Annotated in this window: 18 protein-coding genes; 15 read left to right on the forward strand and 3 right to left on the reverse strand. The window is 34.6% G+C overall.

Features of this window, described 5'->3' with window-relative positions; all coding sequences use genetic code 11:
* Window positions 1–85 precede the first annotated feature (85 nt).
* From KFE94_16750 to KFE94_16805, 12 genes are all read left to right on the forward strand, one after another.
* Window positions 86–1066: an RHS repeat-associated core domain-containing protein gene (locus KFE94_16750; protein UTW66278.1), complete on the forward strand. Its 981-nt coding sequence runs from the start codon at window positions 86–88 to the stop codon at window positions 1064–1066.
* A gap of 2 nt (window positions 1067–1068) precedes the next feature.
* A complete protein-coding gene (locus KFE94_16755; protein UTW66279.1) occupies window positions 1069–1572 on the forward strand; it encodes a hypothetical protein in 504 nt (167 codons plus the stop codon).
* Window positions 1573–2057: 485 nt separating this feature from the next.
* Window positions 2058–3602, forward strand: coding sequence for a hypothetical protein (locus KFE94_16760; GenBank protein UTW66280.1), 1545 nt, complete (start codon window positions 2058–2060; stop codon window positions 3600–3602).
* 26 nt (window positions 3603–3628) lie between these two features.
* A complete protein-coding gene (locus KFE94_16765; GenBank protein ID UTW66281.1) occupies window positions 3629–4147 on the forward strand; it encodes a hypothetical protein in 519 nt (172 codons plus the stop codon).
* A 384-nt stretch (window positions 4148–4531) separates the two neighbouring features.
* Window positions 4532–4684 (forward strand): hypothetical protein, encoded by a 153-nt coding sequence (locus KFE94_16770; GenBank protein UTW66282.1) that lies wholly within the window; start codon window positions 4532–4534, stop codon window positions 4682–4684.
* 497 nt (window positions 4685–5181) lie between these two features.
* Window positions 5182–6138, forward strand: a complete 957-nt coding sequence (locus tag KFE94_16775) for an RHS repeat-associated core domain-containing protein (GenBank protein ID UTW66283.1) — start codon at window positions 5182–5184, stop codon at window positions 6136–6138.
* A gap of 2 nt (window positions 6139–6140) precedes the next feature.
* Window positions 6141–6677: a hypothetical protein gene (locus KFE94_16780; GenBank protein UTW66284.1), complete on the forward strand. Its 537-nt coding sequence runs from the start codon at window positions 6141–6143 to the stop codon at window positions 6675–6677.
* A gap of 348 nt (window positions 6678–7025) precedes the next feature.
* On the forward strand, window positions 7026–7808 hold the full coding sequence (locus tag KFE94_16785; GenBank protein ID UTW66285.1) for a hypothetical protein: 783 nt from the start codon (window positions 7026–7028) through the stop codon (window positions 7806–7808).
* A gap of 100 nt (window positions 7809–7908) precedes the next feature.
* Complete coding sequence (locus KFE94_16790; GenBank protein ID UTW66286.1) at window positions 7909–8316, forward strand: hypothetical protein; 408 nt, start codon at window positions 7909–7911, stop codon at window positions 8314–8316.
* 121 nt (window positions 8317–8437) lie between these two features.
* Window positions 8438–9049, forward strand: a complete 612-nt coding sequence (locus tag KFE94_16795) for an RHS repeat-associated core domain-containing protein (GenBank protein UTW66287.1) — start codon at window positions 8438–8440, stop codon at window positions 9047–9049.
* Window positions 9050–9416: 367 nt separating this feature from the next.
* Window positions 9417–9914 (forward strand): hypothetical protein, encoded by a 498-nt coding sequence (locus KFE94_16800; protein ID UTW66288.1) that lies wholly within the window; start codon window positions 9417–9419, stop codon window positions 9912–9914.
* Window positions 9915–10048: 134 nt separating this feature from the next.
* A complete protein-coding gene (locus KFE94_16805) occupies window positions 10049–10354 on the forward strand; it encodes a hypothetical protein (protein UTW66289.1) in 306 nt (101 codons plus the stop codon).
* Between the two features lie 177 nt (window positions 10355–10531).
* Here the strand turns inward: KFE94_16805 and KFE94_16810 are convergent, their stop codons facing one another.
* Entirely contained in the window at window positions 10532–14020 is a 3489-nt protein-coding gene (locus KFE94_16810) for a M4 family metallopeptidase (GenBank protein ID UTW66290.1), read from the reverse strand.
* A gap of 207 nt (window positions 14021–14227) precedes the next feature.
* Between KFE94_16810 and KFE94_16815 the strand changes: the two genes are divergently transcribed.
* The gene (locus tag KFE94_16815; protein ID UTW66291.1) at window positions 14228–14479 is read left to right on the forward strand and encodes a hypothetical protein; all 252 of its coding nucleotides are present in this window, start codon (window positions 14228–14230) and stop codon (window positions 14477–14479) included.
* Here the strand turns inward: KFE94_16815 and KFE94_16820 are convergent.
* Window positions 14476–15657, reverse strand: coding sequence for an MFS transporter (locus tag KFE94_16820; GenBank protein ID UTW66292.1), 1182 nt, complete (start codon window positions 15655–15657; stop codon window positions 14476–14478). The two genes, KFE94_16815 and KFE94_16820, sit on opposite strands and share 4 nt — an antisense overlap.
* An 84-nt stretch (window positions 15658–15741) precedes the next feature.
* Between KFE94_16820 and KFE94_16825 the strand changes: the two genes are divergently transcribed.
* Together KFE94_16825 and KFE94_16830 are read left to right on the forward strand one after the other, a co-directional pair.
* Window positions 15742–16545 carry a TIGR00266 family protein gene (locus KFE94_16825; GenBank protein ID UTW66293.1) on the forward strand — a complete coding sequence of 268 codons (804 nt, stop codon included), beginning with the start codon at window positions 15742–15744 and terminating at the stop codon, window positions 16543–16545.
* Window positions 16546–17649, forward strand: a complete 1104-nt coding sequence (locus KFE94_16830; GenBank protein ID UTW66294.1) for an AI-2E family transporter — start codon at window positions 16546–16548, stop codon at window positions 17647–17649.
* 76 nt (window positions 17650–17725) lie between these two features.
* On the opposite strand, the gene KFE94_16835 is transcribed toward KFE94_16830, so the two are convergent.
* Window positions 17726–18022 carry a DUF1573 domain-containing protein gene (locus tag KFE94_16835; GenBank protein UTW68305.1) on the reverse strand — a complete coding sequence of 99 codons (297 nt, stop codon included), beginning with the start codon at window positions 18020–18022 and terminating at the stop codon, window positions 17726–17728.
* Window positions 18023–18047 lie beyond the last annotated feature (25 nt).

Here is an 18047-nt window from a genome sequence, read left to right on the forward strand (position 1 = left end):
AGGTGTGTAGCTGCTGTGGTTCGTATATTGCGAACGTGATATCAACGATCCAAGCTGGGTATCGGCATCAGGCGTTGAAGGTTATATGGCCGAAGTGATCTCTGCAGCAGATTATTATGCATTTGGGTCATTGATGCCAATGCGTAATGCCAGTACGGATGATTACAGGTATGGCTTTAACGGTATGGAGAAGGATGATGAAGTGAAAGGAACCGGAAACTCGTTGGATTTTGGGGCTAGGATTTATGATCCAAGAGTGGGGAGATGGTTGAGCTTGGATCCTTTGATGGCGAAATACCTAGGTATGTCACCGTATAATTTTGTTGGGAATTCTCCAATTAAGTTTGTAGATTATGATGGTAAAGATTTTGGAGTTGTTGTTGATCATGATGCTGGGACAGTCATTATAGTAGCAAATGTTTACGCCTTAAAAGATGATGTTGAAAGAGCCCAAAATGCTGCCAATACATGGGCAGAGGTAAACGGTGGTATGGAGTATACTTATACGGATGAATTTGGAAAGAAGCAAACATATTCAATTAGTGTTAAAATTTCTGTGATTGAGAGTGTTAATCCTGAGGGTGATGCAATGGCTGATCCTGAGGGTAATTCATTTAGGGTTTTAGATGGTACGCCAGAGCAAATGGATACCTTTTTTAGTGATGATAATAACCCTAATGCAGAGGTTGAAGGGGTGACTAAAGGAAAGAAATTAGCCTATGTGAAAAAGGATGGTGATTCTAGGGATGATGCTCATGAGATGGGGCATTTTTTAATGAGTGGTACGAAAATGACGAAGAATACACATTCTCTTACAAAAGGAGATTTAATGTATCCTGCAAAAAAAGGTGGTGGGTATAATATTGGTAAATCAACTATTCAAAGAATACTTAAAGGCGCGGGTATTGGAGGAATAAATTCGCCAAGTATAAATACGAATGCAACTCCCCAAAATAGTGTGACCCATATGAAGGGGGGAAAGAAAGTTGATGCCCCTAAAGGGTTTAATAATGGAAAGGTACAAATTGCACCAAAAAAGAAAGCAAAACCAGTTGAAAAGACATAGATATGAAGTTCGTTCTTATTATAGTTAGTTTATTTTTAATAAAGACACTCCCTGCTCAACAGAATGATAATATTAATTATGAACAGGCTGCGATTAATTATTTTGTAGACTCTATTTATACTATAGATGAAAATTATTTGCAAGTATGTGTTGTCGACTCTGATAGTGTAGCTGATGTTTTTGGTCAGTTAAAATACGTTGATTTATTTGCATGCTTTAAAGATATAGGAATGGTTGATTCTTTGAATGCTGAGTTGAATTGGGAAATTTCTGTTGAAGATAATTCAAAGGAGGTTTTCTTGTCAGGATTAATTGCTATAAAGAAATATAGGCCAGTATATGAGCGAACTATTAAAATTCACGGAGCTAGGAAATATGAAAATAAAGTTTATGTTGGTTTGTTTTTCAATGCTATTGAAGGTGGGTTTGGCGAAATAATCTGTTTTGAATTTGAATGTGGTTCAGAAGTTGTTATGAACACCTGTGAGTCATCTTGGACAAATTAACAGCTAGGTTGAACAATGAATATCCCCTTTAAATCAGCCAGTTTGATGAATTAGATAAGTTGGTGAATGAAGGTCTCCCAGACTTGATGCAGAATGATGGTGCTACACCTCAGCAGATTGCCAAATAACCCGTTCCAAATAGCCTTCTATTTAAAAAAGGTTTTAATCAAAAGGGGGTAATAAGACTCGTGGTGGATATAATGAATTTTGGATTTGGCATGAATTTTTTAAGGATTCTTTGAAAAATGTAGTTCCTGGCACCTTGCCAAATGAGAAATAAAGAATAAAAGTTGTCATTTATAGCGAAAGCGCTAATGGCAACTGGTTAATGAAAGAAGAAATAGAGTTTAAAAAGAAAACCACTAGCTGAAGAGTTAGTGGATTTTTTATTTCGTGTAATTCTGAGTAACGAAACGCGAATCGGAACCTAAACATAGAACATTAATTATTAGGTGTGTATCTGCTGTGTTTCGTATATTGCGAAAGTGAAATTAACGACTGACTATTATCCTTCTGGCTCCGTACAAGCTAATAAATGGCAGCATGTAGCAGTGGTACATGGTAATGGTACTGTGAAATTGTATTTAGATGGAGTTGAAATAACCAATAGTTCGTATAGATCTGGAGATTCATTTTCGAGTATTAAAGTAAGTAATGCACCGACAGTGATTGGCGCTTATCATAGTTCAGGGTCTACATATACGTTACATTACGAAGGAGACATAGATGATGTGCGCATATGGAATACAGCACGAACATCTGCACAAATTTCAGCTAATAAAGACACAGAACCATTGGGTAATGAAGCTAATTTAGTAGCATCGTATAATTTTAATAGTTCAACTACGAATACTGTTATTGATAATACAAGTGTGCCGAGCAATGGGACATTGGTAGGAGGAGTAACACGAGTGTTACCATCAGGCGTTGAAGGTTATATGGCCGAAGTGATCTCCGCAGCAGATTATTATGCATTTGGATCATTGATGCCAATGCGTAATGCGAGTACTGATGATTACAGGTATGGCTTTAACGGTATGGAGAAAGATGATGAAGTTAAGGGAACCGGGAATAGTATAGCTTATGAAGCCCGAATCTACGATCCAAGGTTAGGAAAGTTTTTAAGTGTTGATCCCTGGACAGATAAATATTCTTGGCAAACCCCTTATGCGTATCATAGAAATAGCCCCATTAAATCAGTGGATTGGAAAGGATATGGAGATCCTATTAAGTTTGGAGGGAATTTAAATTTAAAAATGACATTTGGTTCAGGTTCCGGAATCGGATTTAATTTTTCTGCAACCGGATCAGCTCAGATTGGAACAGGAGGAAGCTTTGGTGTTTCAGGTAAAGTTGATGCTACTGCTAGTATTTACAATGCTGGTCTTGGTACTTCAACAACTTTTAATAAGAAAAGGCCTCAGTTTGATTTAACTTTAGCTAGTACATTAACTATTGGAGGAGGAAATGGAAAACCTCTACCTCAATATACTCTGAATTATAATTCTAAATCAGGAATACCCAATACGAGATTAGGATCAGTAACTTATGGCCAAATGTTGACTTATAACTCTGCATTAGATAAAATATATAGACAAGGAATTGTTGGTGCAAGAATAGGTCCTTTATCAATGTCTTCAAATAACGATACGGAGAATAAGCCCTATTTTGCGATGGGAACCGATGAAGGTTTTACCGGCGGTATTATTTTTTCTACAACCTTCGGAGGTAAGATGCCATTATTTGAGTTCGGTTATCAGAGTTTTACAGGAAGTAATACCGTGGGTGATATAGTTCAGGGGACGCATATTAGGCGTCAGAGTGCTTATGATAAATCTTTTAATAAAGCAAGCACTTTTTTTAGAACAGGTTTAGGTTGGGGTAATAGTGTCGGAATAATTAACTCTTATCAGTTAGATGCTTATACTACGGGTTGGCTTCAAGACATAATTCATAAAATGCCTGGGAATTCTGGTGAGCACTTTGAATATAATGATATAGGTAAGTTTGATATTAATTTAGGGAATTAATGAGGTATTTTAGTATAATTTTTTTAATGTTTATTTTGATAGGTTGTCAATCTAATCAGTTTTTAAAGAGTACGGATGTTGATGGAGTATTGCTGCCTGTTTATGAGGATTACATTTTGAATAAGAGTAATGAACAGAACTATTTTTCTGAATCTAAGCTTTTTGTTTGTGATAAAGTATATAAATATGAGGAGGGATGTTCTTTTTTTATTTACCATTTTTGGGAAAATGGACGCCTTTTTTATTCGACTTGTAAGTATGATTATCAATTAGCAAATAAAAATATAATAAATGATAAGTCAGGAATGGCTGGTTATTATTATTTGGTTGGAGATACAGTTTATACTGAAATTTTCACTTCGTATGATGGAGGGAAGTATTTATACAAGAATTATGTAATAAAGGGGGATTCTTTAGTGGAAATTGAGAAGTTCATTAGAAAACCTGGTTCTCGAAATAAAAGAAAAATAACATGGGAAAAGGATTGGGATGTTTTTATTGACAAAAGAATTGATTCAACTGGATATTGGATGAGTTTTTGGTAGTATTGTAGTGCAGTGCTGATTAGCCTGGGTAGCTAGCCATGTGAATAGTAATTCAATAGGTGGAGTGTAAAAGAACAGATAAAGTTGAACATCCGTCAAGGTACGGACAAGTTTTCTATAGTATCGATAATGGTAATTGTTTAATGAAAGAAGAAATAGAGTTTAAATATAAAACCACTAACTGAGGAGTTAGTGGTTTTTTGTTACTTGTTTTCTGAATATAGAACCAACAATCAGAACCTAAACATAGAACATTAATTATTAGGTGCTAGTTGCTGTGATTTGTATATTTCAGACGTGATATCAACTACCGACTAATATGTGGTGGAAAATGGAGGTAATAAAGAAGGTAATATTGTTTTATTTGATAATTATATTAATTGGATGGGAACGGGACAAACTTCATTTGATTTTAAGGATACAGATTCGTTAAATTTATGGAAAGGTTATTTAGAGAAAAATAATATTGAGTATAATATGGTAACCTCATATGATGAAACTTCTGGTACATATAATTATAATATTACAATAAAATGATGAATAGGTTTTTGATTATTTTGTATTTAATTAGTGCTTTAGTAGTCTTTATGCTTTCCTTAACTATTCTATTAGATTTACCAAGATCAATTAATATGAGTAATGCTAACAGAATGGGATTGTTTCTTCTATTGTTTGTGAATTTTGGTATATATGCGATTTCATTTTTTATCGGAAAGAGTATAAAAAATAATATTGCATTAATATATAAATATGGTTTATTAATAAATATAATTTTACTTTCTATAGCAACCATTTCATTAGGAGTAATTGGGTATTTATATAATAATTAAAACGGCCCCCACAGCAGGTTGTCAAATGATAAATAAAGGATAGAGCAGGTTGATCGCAACCGTTTAAAGAATAGAGAAAGCCGCTAACTGAGGAGTTAGTGGTTTTTTGTTTCGTGTAATTCTGAATAACGAAACGTGAATCGGAATCTAAACTTAGAACACTGATTATTAGTGTTTTTTTATTCCGTTATATATCTTTCGGAAGTGATATCAACTACCGACTATTATCCTTTTGGCTCCGTACAACCCGGAAGATCCTATACTTCTGATGCGTATCGTTATGGGTTTAACGGAAAAGAAAAAGACCCTGAAGGTCTAGGCGGGGGGCATTCTACTTATGATTATGGATTTAGGATTTACAACCCTGCCATTGCTAAGTTTTTAAGTGTAGATCCTTTAACTTCGTCATATCCATGGTATACACCATATCAATTCGCTGGTAATAAGCCTATTGTGGCAATAGATATTGATGGGCTTGAAGAGTTAGTTTATACTCATAGTTTCGAGAAGGCTTCAAGAACGCAGATGAAAATATTGTATATAAGTAAAATGCTAAGAGAAAAACTTGCTGAAATTTCACAGCCTGAAAGATATGCAACTCATAAAGTATATTTTGCAACAAAAACAACCGGAAGAGCAAGAGGACAAACAAGAGATTTGGGCGCTTTAGCATTAAGTATTTCAAAATATGAATCTGCTACTGGTGCACAGAAAATTGCTGCAGGTGAAAAATATAGGAAAGATATAGAGAGATCTAAAAAAGTGTTCGAAGAGTTAGGGATTTCGTACAGTGAAGTTTTATCTGAAGCTCAAAAAGGGAAGTTTGTTTTTGTCGTAGCTATAGATATTGATTTTTTAAATAATTCTAAACTTATTGATGAATCAACTCACACAATAATTCATGAAATTGAAGCCCATTTAATAGAAATGCTAAACGATGGTGGAGACATTGAGAAAGATGGTGGTGTTGAAGATCATATTAAGTATTTTGCATTAGATAAAACCGAAAATAAAGAACTATATGAAGAGTATAAAGAATATATTGAAAAAGGTTATTCTATTTTTTATAAAGATTTCCCCGAAAACAGCCCAGCTGGTATAAATAAAGCTGAAATAGAAAAGACTATTGAATTAATTAAGAATGCAATATTTGCGTATTAGGTATGAAAAATTTGTTAGTGGGATTTATTTTGATAAACATTTGTTCTTGTGTTTTAACGGATTCAAATGCTATAATAGAAAAAGAAAAATTAGATTGTAATCTGATACATTTGAAAGATAATAGTATTAATACTGAAATGTTAAGTTGTTATGATTATGATATTAGAATAAGAGATGAGCAGATAAACTTTATTCTCTCAAACGATGATAAGTTAGTATACATCTTAAATTCTAATATTATAAATGATTGTATTGAGGTGATACCAATTTTTGACCTAGAAAATGCGGATAGTACATTTTTGCATTTTGGTAGTTCTTGTTTTGAGACTAGATCCGTAATGAAATCTATGGTATCCAACATCGATAGTACGAATGGTGATCGTATATATACAGTGCTGTTGGAACTATCCGAATTAGATTTAGAGGTGGGGCAGGAATACCCTAAGAAGATTAGAAAGTTTTGGTACTCATTAAATGAGGGTATAATTAAAGTGGAAAAAAATGATATAGAAGCTGATTATCTTTTATGGCCATTTTAATTGTTGGGATTCTTTTCTGGAACTAATTAAATGGAAAAAGAGAGAATTGGAGAATTAATTAGAATAATGAAGGTAAAACCAGAAATTTTCATTAAAAATGATACAAGTAAGTATTCTTCTTATATAATTTTTTTGAGACATTGTTTATTGGAATGGAATTATGTTTGGAGATTAAAATGGAAAGGCTTATATCGTCATGGTATAGTAAGAATTTAGACACAAAACCTGGAAGTATTAATTGGTTTTATTTTTTTGAAATGCTGAATCAGGATTTGTTAGAAGAGGATAAGATAAAATTATTACTAAATACCCCTGCAGTATCTACAGATGTGTTTTTAATTAAGTAGAATGAAAAGTAAAATATATCAGTCATTAGTTTTAATATTATTAATTTCTTTTTCATGCGATAGAAGTTATTTGGGATCGGATATAGAGATTTTTAAGGAATGTGAAAATTGGGAATTGGCTAAAGCGATTTCGAACCACAAAATTGAAAAAGCTAGAGAATTATTAGGAAAACACCCTGAATGGGTAGACATAAACGAACCTAAATATGGATTCTCGTTGTTGTATTGGACGTTTTATAATTCTTTAGAAAATTCTTTACAAGAAGATTATTTTAAGGAATCTGAGTTATTATTGATGCATGGGGCGGATCCATATTTTACAACTAGAGACGGAACTTCTCCTATTAATAGAGCGGCAATGGTTTTTCATAATAATGATGAATACATAGAATTGTGCTTAAAGTATTCGGTTAATTCTAATTTGAGCGAAGATATGGTTGATAAAGTTTTAAATGAATCACTACTATTAGCCTGTGGTAATTTTAGAGACCAATTGGAAGGGGTTAAGGTATTATTAAATGCAGGTGCGAATAAAAACTATTTTAATTCTGATAGTAGTAAAATACCTTTATCTGTTAGTATTACAATGAGAAATATGGGAATTGCGGAGTTCTTATTAATAGATAAAAAGGTAGATTATGATGTTTATATTTATAGATCAGTTGATGGGAAAAAAATGTCTGTAGTAGATAGATTGATAAATAAAGATTTTAATGATTATCGAAATGTTGTTATTCAAAAACGCATGTTAGAATATATTGAATCTCATAGAACAGAAAATTAGAAGAGTGTTTTTTATTTGAAGTCCAAGAGTTAATAATCTTGTAAAGATTCTGACTTTAAATAAATGAAATTTTAGTAGCTATAAAAGGTGTTATTATGAGATGTTTTACTTTTTGTTGATTTTAACAATCTCTGGCTGTCAGTGGGATACTTCGTCTGATAATCTTCCAAATGACTATGTATTGAGTTGGGTGGATTTACCAACTTATAGGAATATTCATAAAGAAGGAAGGGGAATGCTTGTAAAGCCACATGTTTTTGAAGTTGGTTTTGATAATAATTATATTATAGTGAAACAAAATCCTTTGTTAGGAGAGTTTTTGGATGCAAAAATTGATGAATCTACTTTAAACTATTTTATTGTAAGAATGGAACATGATAATATTCAGGAAATGGTATGGGGGCCGTTAACCAGTTATGAGTTTGACAGTTTATGTTATGTTTTAAATATTTCCGAAATTGATTTTTCAATTATATATGAGAAAGAAAAAAATGTGAGGCTTGATTAGTTCTCTATAATCATCATGCAATAAATAGCTTTTCATTAAAAGAAGAACAACTTTTTTTGTTACTTGTTTTCTGAATATAGAACCAGCAATCTGAATCCAAACTTAGAACATTAATTATTAGGTGCATAGTTGCAGTGATTTGTATATTGCAGATGTGATATCAACTACCGACTATTATCCATTTGGCTCCGTACAACCCGGAAGATCTTATACTTCTGATGCGTATCGTTATGGGTTTAACGGAAAGGAAAAAGACCCTGAAGGTTTAGGGGGCGGTCTTGCAACTTACGATTATGGATTTAGAATATATAATCCTGCCATTGCAAGGTTTTTAAGTGTGGATCCTTTAACGAAATCTTATCCTTGGTATACTCCATATCAGTTTGCAGGTAATACACCAATTTGGGCGATCGATTTAGATGGTTTGGAGGAAGCTTTTGCTACGGATTATATTGATGAAAATGGAAACTATAAACGAATGTATACACTTAATCCAAATGCGGGTCCCGATGATTTTGGTAAAGTTCAAATAATTTATAAAGATAAAACTAGATCTAGGATTCTTAACGCTGATGAAGACGAACTTAGGAGAATAAAAAAATTAAGAGAGGATTATGGAAAAAAACCATCACCTGGTACTGCTGTAACTACAAAGATTGCTATTAAATTGGATAATTTTGAAAGTGCGTCAACTGATGTTCGTAATAAAGTACCTGAAGTAAAACCCAAGTAGCTTGCCATTTAAATAAAGGAATAGGTACAAGTTGAGCATTTTAGTTTTTCAAGCAGCTTTACAGCTTAGAAAAACTTAATGGCAACTGGTTAATGAAAGAAAAAAATAGAGCTTAAATAGAAAGCCGCTAACGAGAGTTAGTGGTTTTTTGTTACTTGTTTTCTGAATATAGAAATGGTAATCAGAATCTAAACTTAGGACACTGATTATTAGTGTTGTTTTATTTTGTTACATATATTTCTGATGTGATATCAATCACACTAGAACTGATACAGCAGAACCTTATATTACAGTTTAGAATGACTGAAGGTAAATTGAGCAAAATGAAGCTATCATAATTGTTGCAACGTATAAAAACGATTAAAAAATGAAAAGAGTCAACAAAATAGCAGTGGAAATACTAGCAAATAGAGGAATGTCAGTTTTACTTTTTTTTATGTTGTTTGTAAATGATTTGAATTCTCAACAGATAGATAGTAATGGAGTTATGATAGTAGATTCTATAGTGACTAATTTTTATAATGAACTAAGTGAAATAAAGTTAGGAAGCTGTCGTAGATATTACCTTATAAGTGATACTGTTTTTTTTAGTTCTCATAAAAAGGTTAGTAATAAATTAAGTATCGTAGATAGTACGGTTAATAGAAAGCGTAATTGTTGTTATGTGACCTTGCATGGGATTACTTCAAAAGAGAATGATGGGAAAGTAGAATTAATTCTATCATTTGAGACTTTAAGAAAAGTAAAAAAGAAAACTGATGCTTTGCAGGGGTATACCGATTTCTTTGTTTACCTAGAGAACAAAGTATTATTAAGTATTGTTTATAAGGGAGGTTTATATGAGCGAGTCTTATATAGTTTATGAAAACCTTTTTAAAACAATTTATTTTAATAATACGTTTTTGGTTTTCAAACTCATTGTAAATTACTGATTTGTCATTAGGGAGGGCGAACCTCCAGCAGCCTATGGCATAAATATTCAAGTTAAAGGAAATTGATATGTTTAAGATATTTTATAGATCGTTAGTGTTTTATACCATTTGTGTAGCACTTTTTTCGTGCAAACAACCTGTATTATTAATGTTAGATAAAGATAATATGGTAACGAAGAATGCTTGTGAAACTTTATTTTATACGGATTCTATTTATACTGAAATAGAAGATTTTAAAATGGAATTAAAAAAACAAATAAGAAAAGAATCTAGAAATTGTAATTGTGATACTATGTACATTGATTTAAATGATTTATGGAAAATGCGTGACAATAACCCTGGTACATATTGGGGAATTTGCCCGAATAAATAAAAACATATTAATACTAGAATTGGATATAAATAGAAAGATAAATCAAAATGAATATAATTTTGATAATTTGTTCTTTCTGATAAATGAGCTAATGGTAACTGTGTAATGAAAGAAAAATAGAATTTAAACAAAAAAGCCTCTGATCACTCAGAGGCTTTTTAATTTTTACATTATAATTTAATCCACTATCAGTCGATACGTATTGACCTGACCATCTAATGGAATTTGAATTAAGTAAATTCCTTTGGCCCAGTTTGAGGTATTGATTAATGTTTTTTCCATTTGAAGTGGAGTAGTGGTTATCACTTGTCCTACGCTATTGATGATCGTTGCTTTTAATCCAGTATTCGCAAGAATGGATGGAATAGCAATGTTAAATTCATTTTGAGTAGGATTTGGGTAGATTGAAACATTGTTGGTCAAATCATTTTCATTGACACTTGCACAAATGTCTACCAAAGCATCCACCTTAATTCTTGGACTTAGACAGGTCAGTTCTTTAATCTGCCAGTTATAGAAGAAATAATAATATCCTGAACTAGCTGTAGAACCAGTAATCGAAGCCATGTTTGCTATAGTATATGGGAACGAAGCTCCTGCACTGTTTCTATATAATGCAGGTTGCGAACCTACAGCAACACCCAGTTGATATCCGGTACCTGGTAAGATTTCAAAGTTTAGATTAACGGTTTGTTGTCCGCTTCCTACAAAAACATTTGCAGTATCGATAACAGTTCCGGCTGCATCACGTAGTTCAATATTTCTGATGCCACCTCCCGCTGCGTATACTTCTACAGATTCTAAAATAATGGCTTGTTGTACATCAAAAACTAAACTTTGATCTCCATTAAAGTTCCCTCCAGGACCGATTGTGTTATCAACAGGTCCTAAGAACTGAGAAGATGATTGGGTTTCTTGCTCTAAATAGAATGAAGTCGTACTCGAAAGAGTAGGTGTAATAAAGGTATCACCGACAAATACAGGGTTTAAATCATATTGATCATCATACCATTTGCTTAACCCATTTGAAGTAGCAATAAGCGTATCTGAGTTCCCTGGACAAACCGTGGTAGAAGTCGCAGTTGGCATTCCTACATATGTAATGGTCACCAGATTGTTTTTAGTTACTTGTTGATTCCCAAAAGCATTAGTTGCTGTAAGCGAGACACTATAAGTACCCGAATTGGCATAATGATGCGTTGGGTTTTGAGCAGTTGATGTTTGTCCATCACCAAAATCCCATAACCAACTGGTAGGATTGTTGCTGGATAAATCAGTAAATGTAATATCACCGGAGCATGTAGAATCTATATTATTCGTAAAGTTAGGTTTTGGAGGTGTATTTGGAAGATTACATTGCCAGTGCATTTCGAACCCTGATAATTCCAAACCACCATCACTATAGAATTCTACGGTAACAGAACCTGTAGTAGATGTAACCGTTGAAGGGATGTTGTTATTACAGTAGGTATCAATTACAGGAGAACTTGCACTAGGTCCATCATAAATCCTGATATAGTCGAAGTTGCAACTATTACCTTGCCCTGGTTCAATATCAAAATGTGGGAATGTTACTGTAACACTTTGCGCACCTGTTGGGCTAATTGTTATACGAGAATTACTATTCGCAGAATAGTTGGCTTGTGGACCACCATTGTCATATACAATTCCGGTACAAGACGTTTGTGTGGTCGCTAATCCCTGAGCAGGTAAAGAAACAATACAAGGTAAAGTATCACTAATTACAATAAAGCCAGGTTTAATTGTATCATCTACACCACAGGCTCCTCCATCAGCATTTAAAGTAACCTGATAAGATCCCATTGACGTATACGTATGTGTGGGATTGGCCTGTGTAGATGTATTTCCATCACCGAAATTCCAGGTGTAGGTCTGTCCATTGATACTGTTGTTTTGAAATTGAACGGTAAACGGAGCGGTACATGAAGTATTTTGTCCTACAGAGAAACTAGCTAAAGTATATGGAACATATGGTTGACCGACACCCACCGCATACCATGCATCGGTTACCTGGCCAACATTTGGTGTACACGCACCAAATAAATCTATGGCAGATTGGATCGCGAAAAATCGTGCATCTGCAAAATTGGACGAAGGAGTGAGGTAAATCGTTAGATTTCTAAAAGCCACATCTGCTGCATCTTCAATTCCAATTCCAGTAATGTTATAAGCATCTCCATTGTCATTTGTTCCGGCACCCCCATCAGAAAGTAAATGGAACCAGTAATTCTGTACACTACTATTGGTATGTACACCACCATTGTCACCTCCGGTTAGTGAAGCCCAATTGTTTCCAAAATAAGTATCGGGATCTCCCACAGAATTTGGGTTAGATAACGAACGTAAAGGATTTCCTAAATCTTCACCCAATAGCCAGTTCCAGTTATTCGGACGTCCGTATTTTTCAATTGTTACAGCGAAAATGTCGCTGAAAGATTCATTTAATGCTCCGGATTCCTGACTGTAGATTAAATCGGCAGTATTGGAAGTTAAACCATGTGTAATTTCATGCCCGGCAATATCAATAGATGTTAATGGTGAGCCGTTTCCATCACCATAAGTCATACGTTGTCCGTCCCAAAAAGCATTGTTGTATGCATTACCAAAATGCACATAACTTTTTAGGGTAAACCCCATGTTATCAATACTATTTCGATTATGTTCCACTAAAAAGTAGTCATACGTCATTTCTGCACCCCAATGTGCATCTGTGGCGTATTGATCAAATTGAGGATTCACATTGTTCCAGTAGTTATCAGCATCGGTAAAATCTACAGCATTACTATGCGTAGATCCTTGTTGCATATTAAAAGTTTCCACACCGTTTCCACGAGAGTATTCTCTTAATCTAAAATTACCCGGGCCTGTACTATCTGCAATTATAGTACGTGTACCGCTATATGCAGTAACCGCAGTACCCGGAACATCCGAATGATGAATTTGTTCAATGCTCCTCAACACATTGCCATTGAGCGCACTGATATAAATAATTTGACGTGATAGAGGACTATGCGCATAAATGTTCATTTTATACGCCAATTGATACTGATCCGATGAGAAATCCGATTCTGGAGTCACATAAACCAATTCCGGTTGCGGATAATAAGTCGCTTCGGGATCATTTTGTTCATGTTTGATATGTGTTTCTTCTCCTGGAATTTCCCATTTATATACATTCGCCCCAATATGGTTAACTGCAGCCTGAATGGCTTGTGCACCCGTTATTTGTGGCGAAGAAACTCCGGATGGGATAGAGGTATGAATAAACCCACTTTGGGATTCAACTAAACCATTTCTAACGTGTACGCTCCAGCTGGTAAATTCCACTGGAATCTGATTAAATTTTTGTTGGTATTTATAATGTGTAAAACCCAAATGGTCTTCTTGTTGGTTTACCAACTCCATTTGCATCTTAGGATCGAGTTTTAATTGCGCTTGAAGTTGTGTTAGAAATTCTGAACTACGAGGCCTTTCTGAAGAATGAAATCTTACAAAAGAAGGGAGTTCGCTATTGGGATGCGTTCTGATTAACTCAGCACCATGAATTTGATTTTGGGCGTCAATTCCGGTTTTAATGGTTTGCGCTGATACAAACTGAAATGTTAAAGTGACTAAAAAAGTGAATGTAAATGATAATATCCGCATATGTTTCTCGTATGGCATAGTATTCGATAATAGATTTAAAGCAGGTGAATTTAAAATTCGATGCAGCAATATAGTGCTTCTTCGTAATGCGTCAAAAATTTAAATTACGTATATAAGTGGAATTGTTCACATTACGACAAAAAGTAGTATTTCTAATTTAAATTAGGAATTAAGAAACATTAAAAACGCAGATGCGTAAATTGGATCATGAAGAGAGATAAACATATAGAGGTAGAGACCTCACCATGGAATGAGGATAGAGAAGTGATCCCATTAATAGATTTATTTGTGGATATGTGTTTTGAGCATATTAACAATGTGGTTTGCATTACTCAATTTAAATTGGTGAGTGCACAAATGGGGTATCCGAAAGATATGATTGAACAAGTGGTTGAAATGGGGAAGAGTGAATATGAAAAAATGTTGTCCGAGATCAATGAGAAAGAACTCTCGATTTAACGAGTTGAATTTTTCATAGATTTTATTTGAAATGAGATCAAATACAACATGGCTATAAAAGCAGTAAGCGCTCCAAAACCGAATGCATACTTAAACATGCCAGGATCATTGTTATAGATAAAACCTGAAATAGCGGCTCCCGAACCAATTCCAAATTCTAAAAAGATGTATAGCGTAGACATGGCACGTCCACGATGTTCCTCAGAACTACGATCAATATTCCAGGCAAATATTGTTGGGCCGTTCATTCCAGCCGCTAAGCCAAATAACACTCCACCAGTGTAGAACCAGAATTGAGAATCGGCAAAACTGATAATAGATACGGAGACTCCAATAAGGAATGCCGCTACAATAAGAACCGGAACTCTACCATATATATCAGAAAACTTCCCTGCAAAGAATCTTACAGAAATAGAAGAAACCACAAATACCGTATAGAACGATCCACGGTTAGAAATTCCTAAGTGATCGCTTAGATCAGGTATAAGTGTTAAAATAATACCAAAAGGAATTGTGGTGAGTAAAAATGTAATCGCTACTGGCAGAACGTTTCTTTCAAAGAAATCATGGAATTTCACCTTTAAAAGATGAGATTTCATTTTTTGCTTATTCGGCAAAGTTTCTTGCATCCCGAAAATTACAGCTACAGATAAAAAAGAGATAAAAGCTGATAAGTAGAAAAGTCCATTGATTCCAATGTAATCAGAAGCAAAAGACCCAATCATTGGACCTAAGGCCATTCCCGAACTGGTAAATACTCCCAAAATTCCCATGGCTTCTCCACGCTCTTTAGAACTTACGACATCAGATACAAATGCCGCTGTTGCAGTAGGCTTAAATCCGGTAGAAAGTCCATGAAATAAACGGAGGAAAAAGAACCCTGAAACGGTAGCCAATACAGGATAGAGTACGCCAGCAATAATCCCAATAGATGCTCCAAAAATCATAACAGGAATTCTTCCTATGGTATCGGTGAGTTTTCCACTAAATGGTCGGGATAGCAACGCGGTAACCGTAAACAAAGAGATGATTAACCCTTTGTATTGCCCGCCTCCTAATGATTCCAGGTATGAAGGAAGTTCAGGGATCATCATATTGAAACTCCCAAAGAATAGTGCTGAACTTAAACACAATAGCCAAAACTGACTGTTTTTCTTGTAATTGATTGGAGCTTCCATGAGCGCGCGAAATTAGTCGGATAAACGAATTAAATCGTTTTTTAAATCCATTATATTTGTGATAGAACTATAATTTTTTTTTTGATGAACTCACATGAAGTAGATTACACAATTGAAGGAGATGATATTCAATTTGTAGAAGTAGAATTAGACCCGCAAGAAGTCGTGATGGCTGAACCTGGAAGTATGATGTATATGAAATCGGATATAGTTATGGAAACTGTATTCGGTGATGGCTCCCAGCAAAGTGATAATAGTATACTGGGTAAAGTTTTCTCTGCCGGAAAAAGAGTTCTGACCGGAGAGAATTTATTTATGACCGCCTATAAAAATCAAGGGTACGGAAAATCTCATGTAGCTTTTGCGGCACCCACCCCTGGGAAGATTATACCGATTGATTTAAGTATATATGGTAACAAAGTGATTTGTCAAAAAGACTCATTTTTATGCGCTGCTAAAGGTGTTTCAATTGGAATAGAGTTTAATAAACGTATTGGTGTTGGATTATTCGGAGGAGAAGGATTTATCATGCAAAAACTGGAAGGTGATGGGATGGTATTTGCCAATGCCGGTGGAACGATTCACAAAGTAGTTTTACAACCTGGAGAAACTATTAAAATAGATACGGGATGTTTGGTGGCTTTTACCAGTGGAGTGAATTACAACATTGAAATGGTAAAAGGAATTAAGAATGCATTGTTTGGAGGTGAAGGTTTATTCTTAGCCACATTACAAGGACCCGGAACCGTATGGATTCAATCTTTGCCATTTAGCAGAATGGCTGATCGTATTATTTCTTCCGCACCGAAAATGGGAGGAAAGTCTAGAGGAGAAGGAAGTATTTTAGGAGGAATTGGAGATATTATGATGGGGGATAATCGATTCTAGATGCAGATCACCAAAAAGAAAATATTTCATGCTATTCTGGTAGTTATTGGACTGGGATTACTTTGGTATTCAAGCGCTGTATTGGTGTATCTGGTGATATCTCTGGTATTGGCACTTATGCTGAGTCCCATAAATCAGTTTTTACGGAAGGGAAAAATCAAAGGATACGGGATTAACCGTACGGGAGCAGCGATTATCACGATGTCCATGTTGATTATCTTTTTGGTGTTGATCATCAATATTTTTGTTCCGGTCATATCTCGTGAGGTAAGTTTATTGTCACAAACTCAGATGGATGAGTTTTATGAGCTCATTGAACCGGAGGTTAAAATGGTAAGCGGAGCATTAAAGAAAATTGATTTTGATCCTACCGATGGTGTAAAAAGTGAAAAAGAAGTACTGAGAAGTTTGATTCTGGGAAAAAAGAACGTGGATCGCGTACCGCAGTTTTTTTCCGGTTTGGCCAGTGGAATAGGAGGAAGTTTGGTTACGATGTTCTCCGTAATGTTCATTACATTCTTTTTGTTAAAGGATGATAATCTGTTTAACAACTTTGTTTACTCCTTAAGTTCGGATAAAAACCTATCCAGCGTAAAGAATGTGCTCGAAAAAGTTAAAAAGACGCTCAGTCGATATTTTATTGGGATCGCAATACAGATTTCTGTAATTACCACATTTGTATCTATAGGATTAACCTTATTTGGATTTAAGAATGCATTGGTCATCGGCTTGTTTGCAGGAATCATGAACGTAATCCCGTATATTGGACCAATTATAGGATTAGGGTTTGGTTTATTGATCGGTGTTTCGACCAATGTAGACATGGCTTTTTCGATGAGTATATATTCACTATTGGGGAAAATATTCCTGGTTTTCGGAATTACACAGGCATTTGACAATTTTGTCACTCAGCCTGTGGTTTTTTCAAGAAGTATTAACGCACATCCGCTTGAAATTTTTCTCGTAATTTTATTTGCGGGTAATATTTCCGGAATTCCTGGTATGATCGTAGCTATTCCATTTTATTCTGTGGTTCGGATCATCGCGAAAGAATATTATGGAGATTCAAAGTTTATCCGATTTATGACTTCATCTATGAAGTAGAGTAGAACTAAAGTTTAAAACATAAAAAAGCCGATTAGAATTTTCTAATCGGCTTTATCATTATAACATCTTTTGTTTACTGTGCTACTTCTACAACGTTAGCAGAAATATTTAAACGCGTATCTTTTGGTTGTGTATTGGCAACAACGGTAACCGTTTTGTTTTGTAACCCTTTTTGTTGTCCAGGTTTGTAAACCACCTTAATTTGGCTAGATGCTCCCGGAGCGATTGGCTCTTTAGGGAACTCAGGAACCGTACATCCGCAAGATCCTGTAGCAGTTTCAATAATTAATGGTTTATCACCCGTGTTTGTGAAATTGAACACGTGAACATTCTCTGTATTTTGATCAATAGTTCCAAAATCATGAGCCATCGCATCAAATGCAATTGAAGTTGGA

The organism is bacterium SCSIO 12643 (assembly GCA_024398135.1).
Lineage (GTDB): Bacteria > Bacteroidota > Bacteroidia > Flavobacteriales_G > Salibacteraceae > CAJXZP01.

Coding starts and splice junctions, on each gene's coding strand:
- KFE94_16750 (UTW66278.1), top strand. CDS start 86: ATGGCCGAAGTGATCTCTGCAGCAGATTATTATGCATTTGGGTCATTG.
- KFE94_16755 (UTW66279.1), top strand. CDS start 1,069: ATGAAGTTCGTTCTTATTATAGTTAGTTTATTTTTAATAAAGACACTC.
- KFE94_16765 (UTW66281.1), top strand. CDS start 3,629: ATGTTTATTTTGATAGGTTGTCAATCTAATCAGTTTTTAAAGAGTACG.
- KFE94_16770 (UTW66282.1), top strand. CDS start 4,532: ATGGGAACGGGACAAACTTCATTTGATTTTAAGGATACAGATTCGTTA.
- KFE94_16780 (UTW66284.1), top strand. CDS start 6,141: ATGAAAAATTTGTTAGTGGGATTTATTTTGATAAACATTTGTTCTTGT.
- KFE94_16785 (UTW66285.1), top strand. CDS start 7,026: ATGAAAAGTAAAATATATCAGTCATTAGTTTTAATATTATTAATTTCT.
- KFE94_16790 (UTW66286.1), top strand. CDS start 7,909: ATGTTTTACTTTTTGTTGATTTTAACAATCTCTGGCTGTCAGTGGGAT.
- KFE94_16800 (UTW66288.1), top strand. CDS start 9,417: ATGAAAAGAGTCAACAAAATAGCAGTGGAAATACTAGCAAATAGAGGA.
- KFE94_16805 (UTW66289.1), top strand. CDS start 10,049: ATGTTTAAGATATTTTATAGATCGTTAGTGTTTTATACCATTTGTGTA.
- KFE94_16810 (UTW66290.1), bottom strand. CDS start 14,020: ATGCGGATATTATCATTTACATTCACTTTTTTAGTCACTTTAACATTT.
- KFE94_16815 (UTW66291.1), top strand. CDS start 14,228: ATGAAGAGAGATAAACATATAGAGGTAGAGACCTCACCATGGAATGAG.
- KFE94_16820 (UTW66292.1), bottom strand. CDS start 15,657: ATGGAAGCTCCAATCAATTACAAGAAAAACAGTCAGTTTTGGCTATTG.
- KFE94_16825 (UTW66293.1), top strand. CDS start 15,742: ATGAACTCACATGAAGTAGATTACACAATTGAAGGAGATGATATTCAA.
- KFE94_16830 (UTW66294.1), top strand. CDS start 16,546: ATGCAGATCACCAAAAAGAAAATATTTCATGCTATTCTGGTAGTTATT.
- KFE94_16835 (UTW68305.1), bottom strand. CDS start 18,022: ATGGCTCATGATTTTGGAACTATTGATCAAAATACAGAGAATGTTCAC.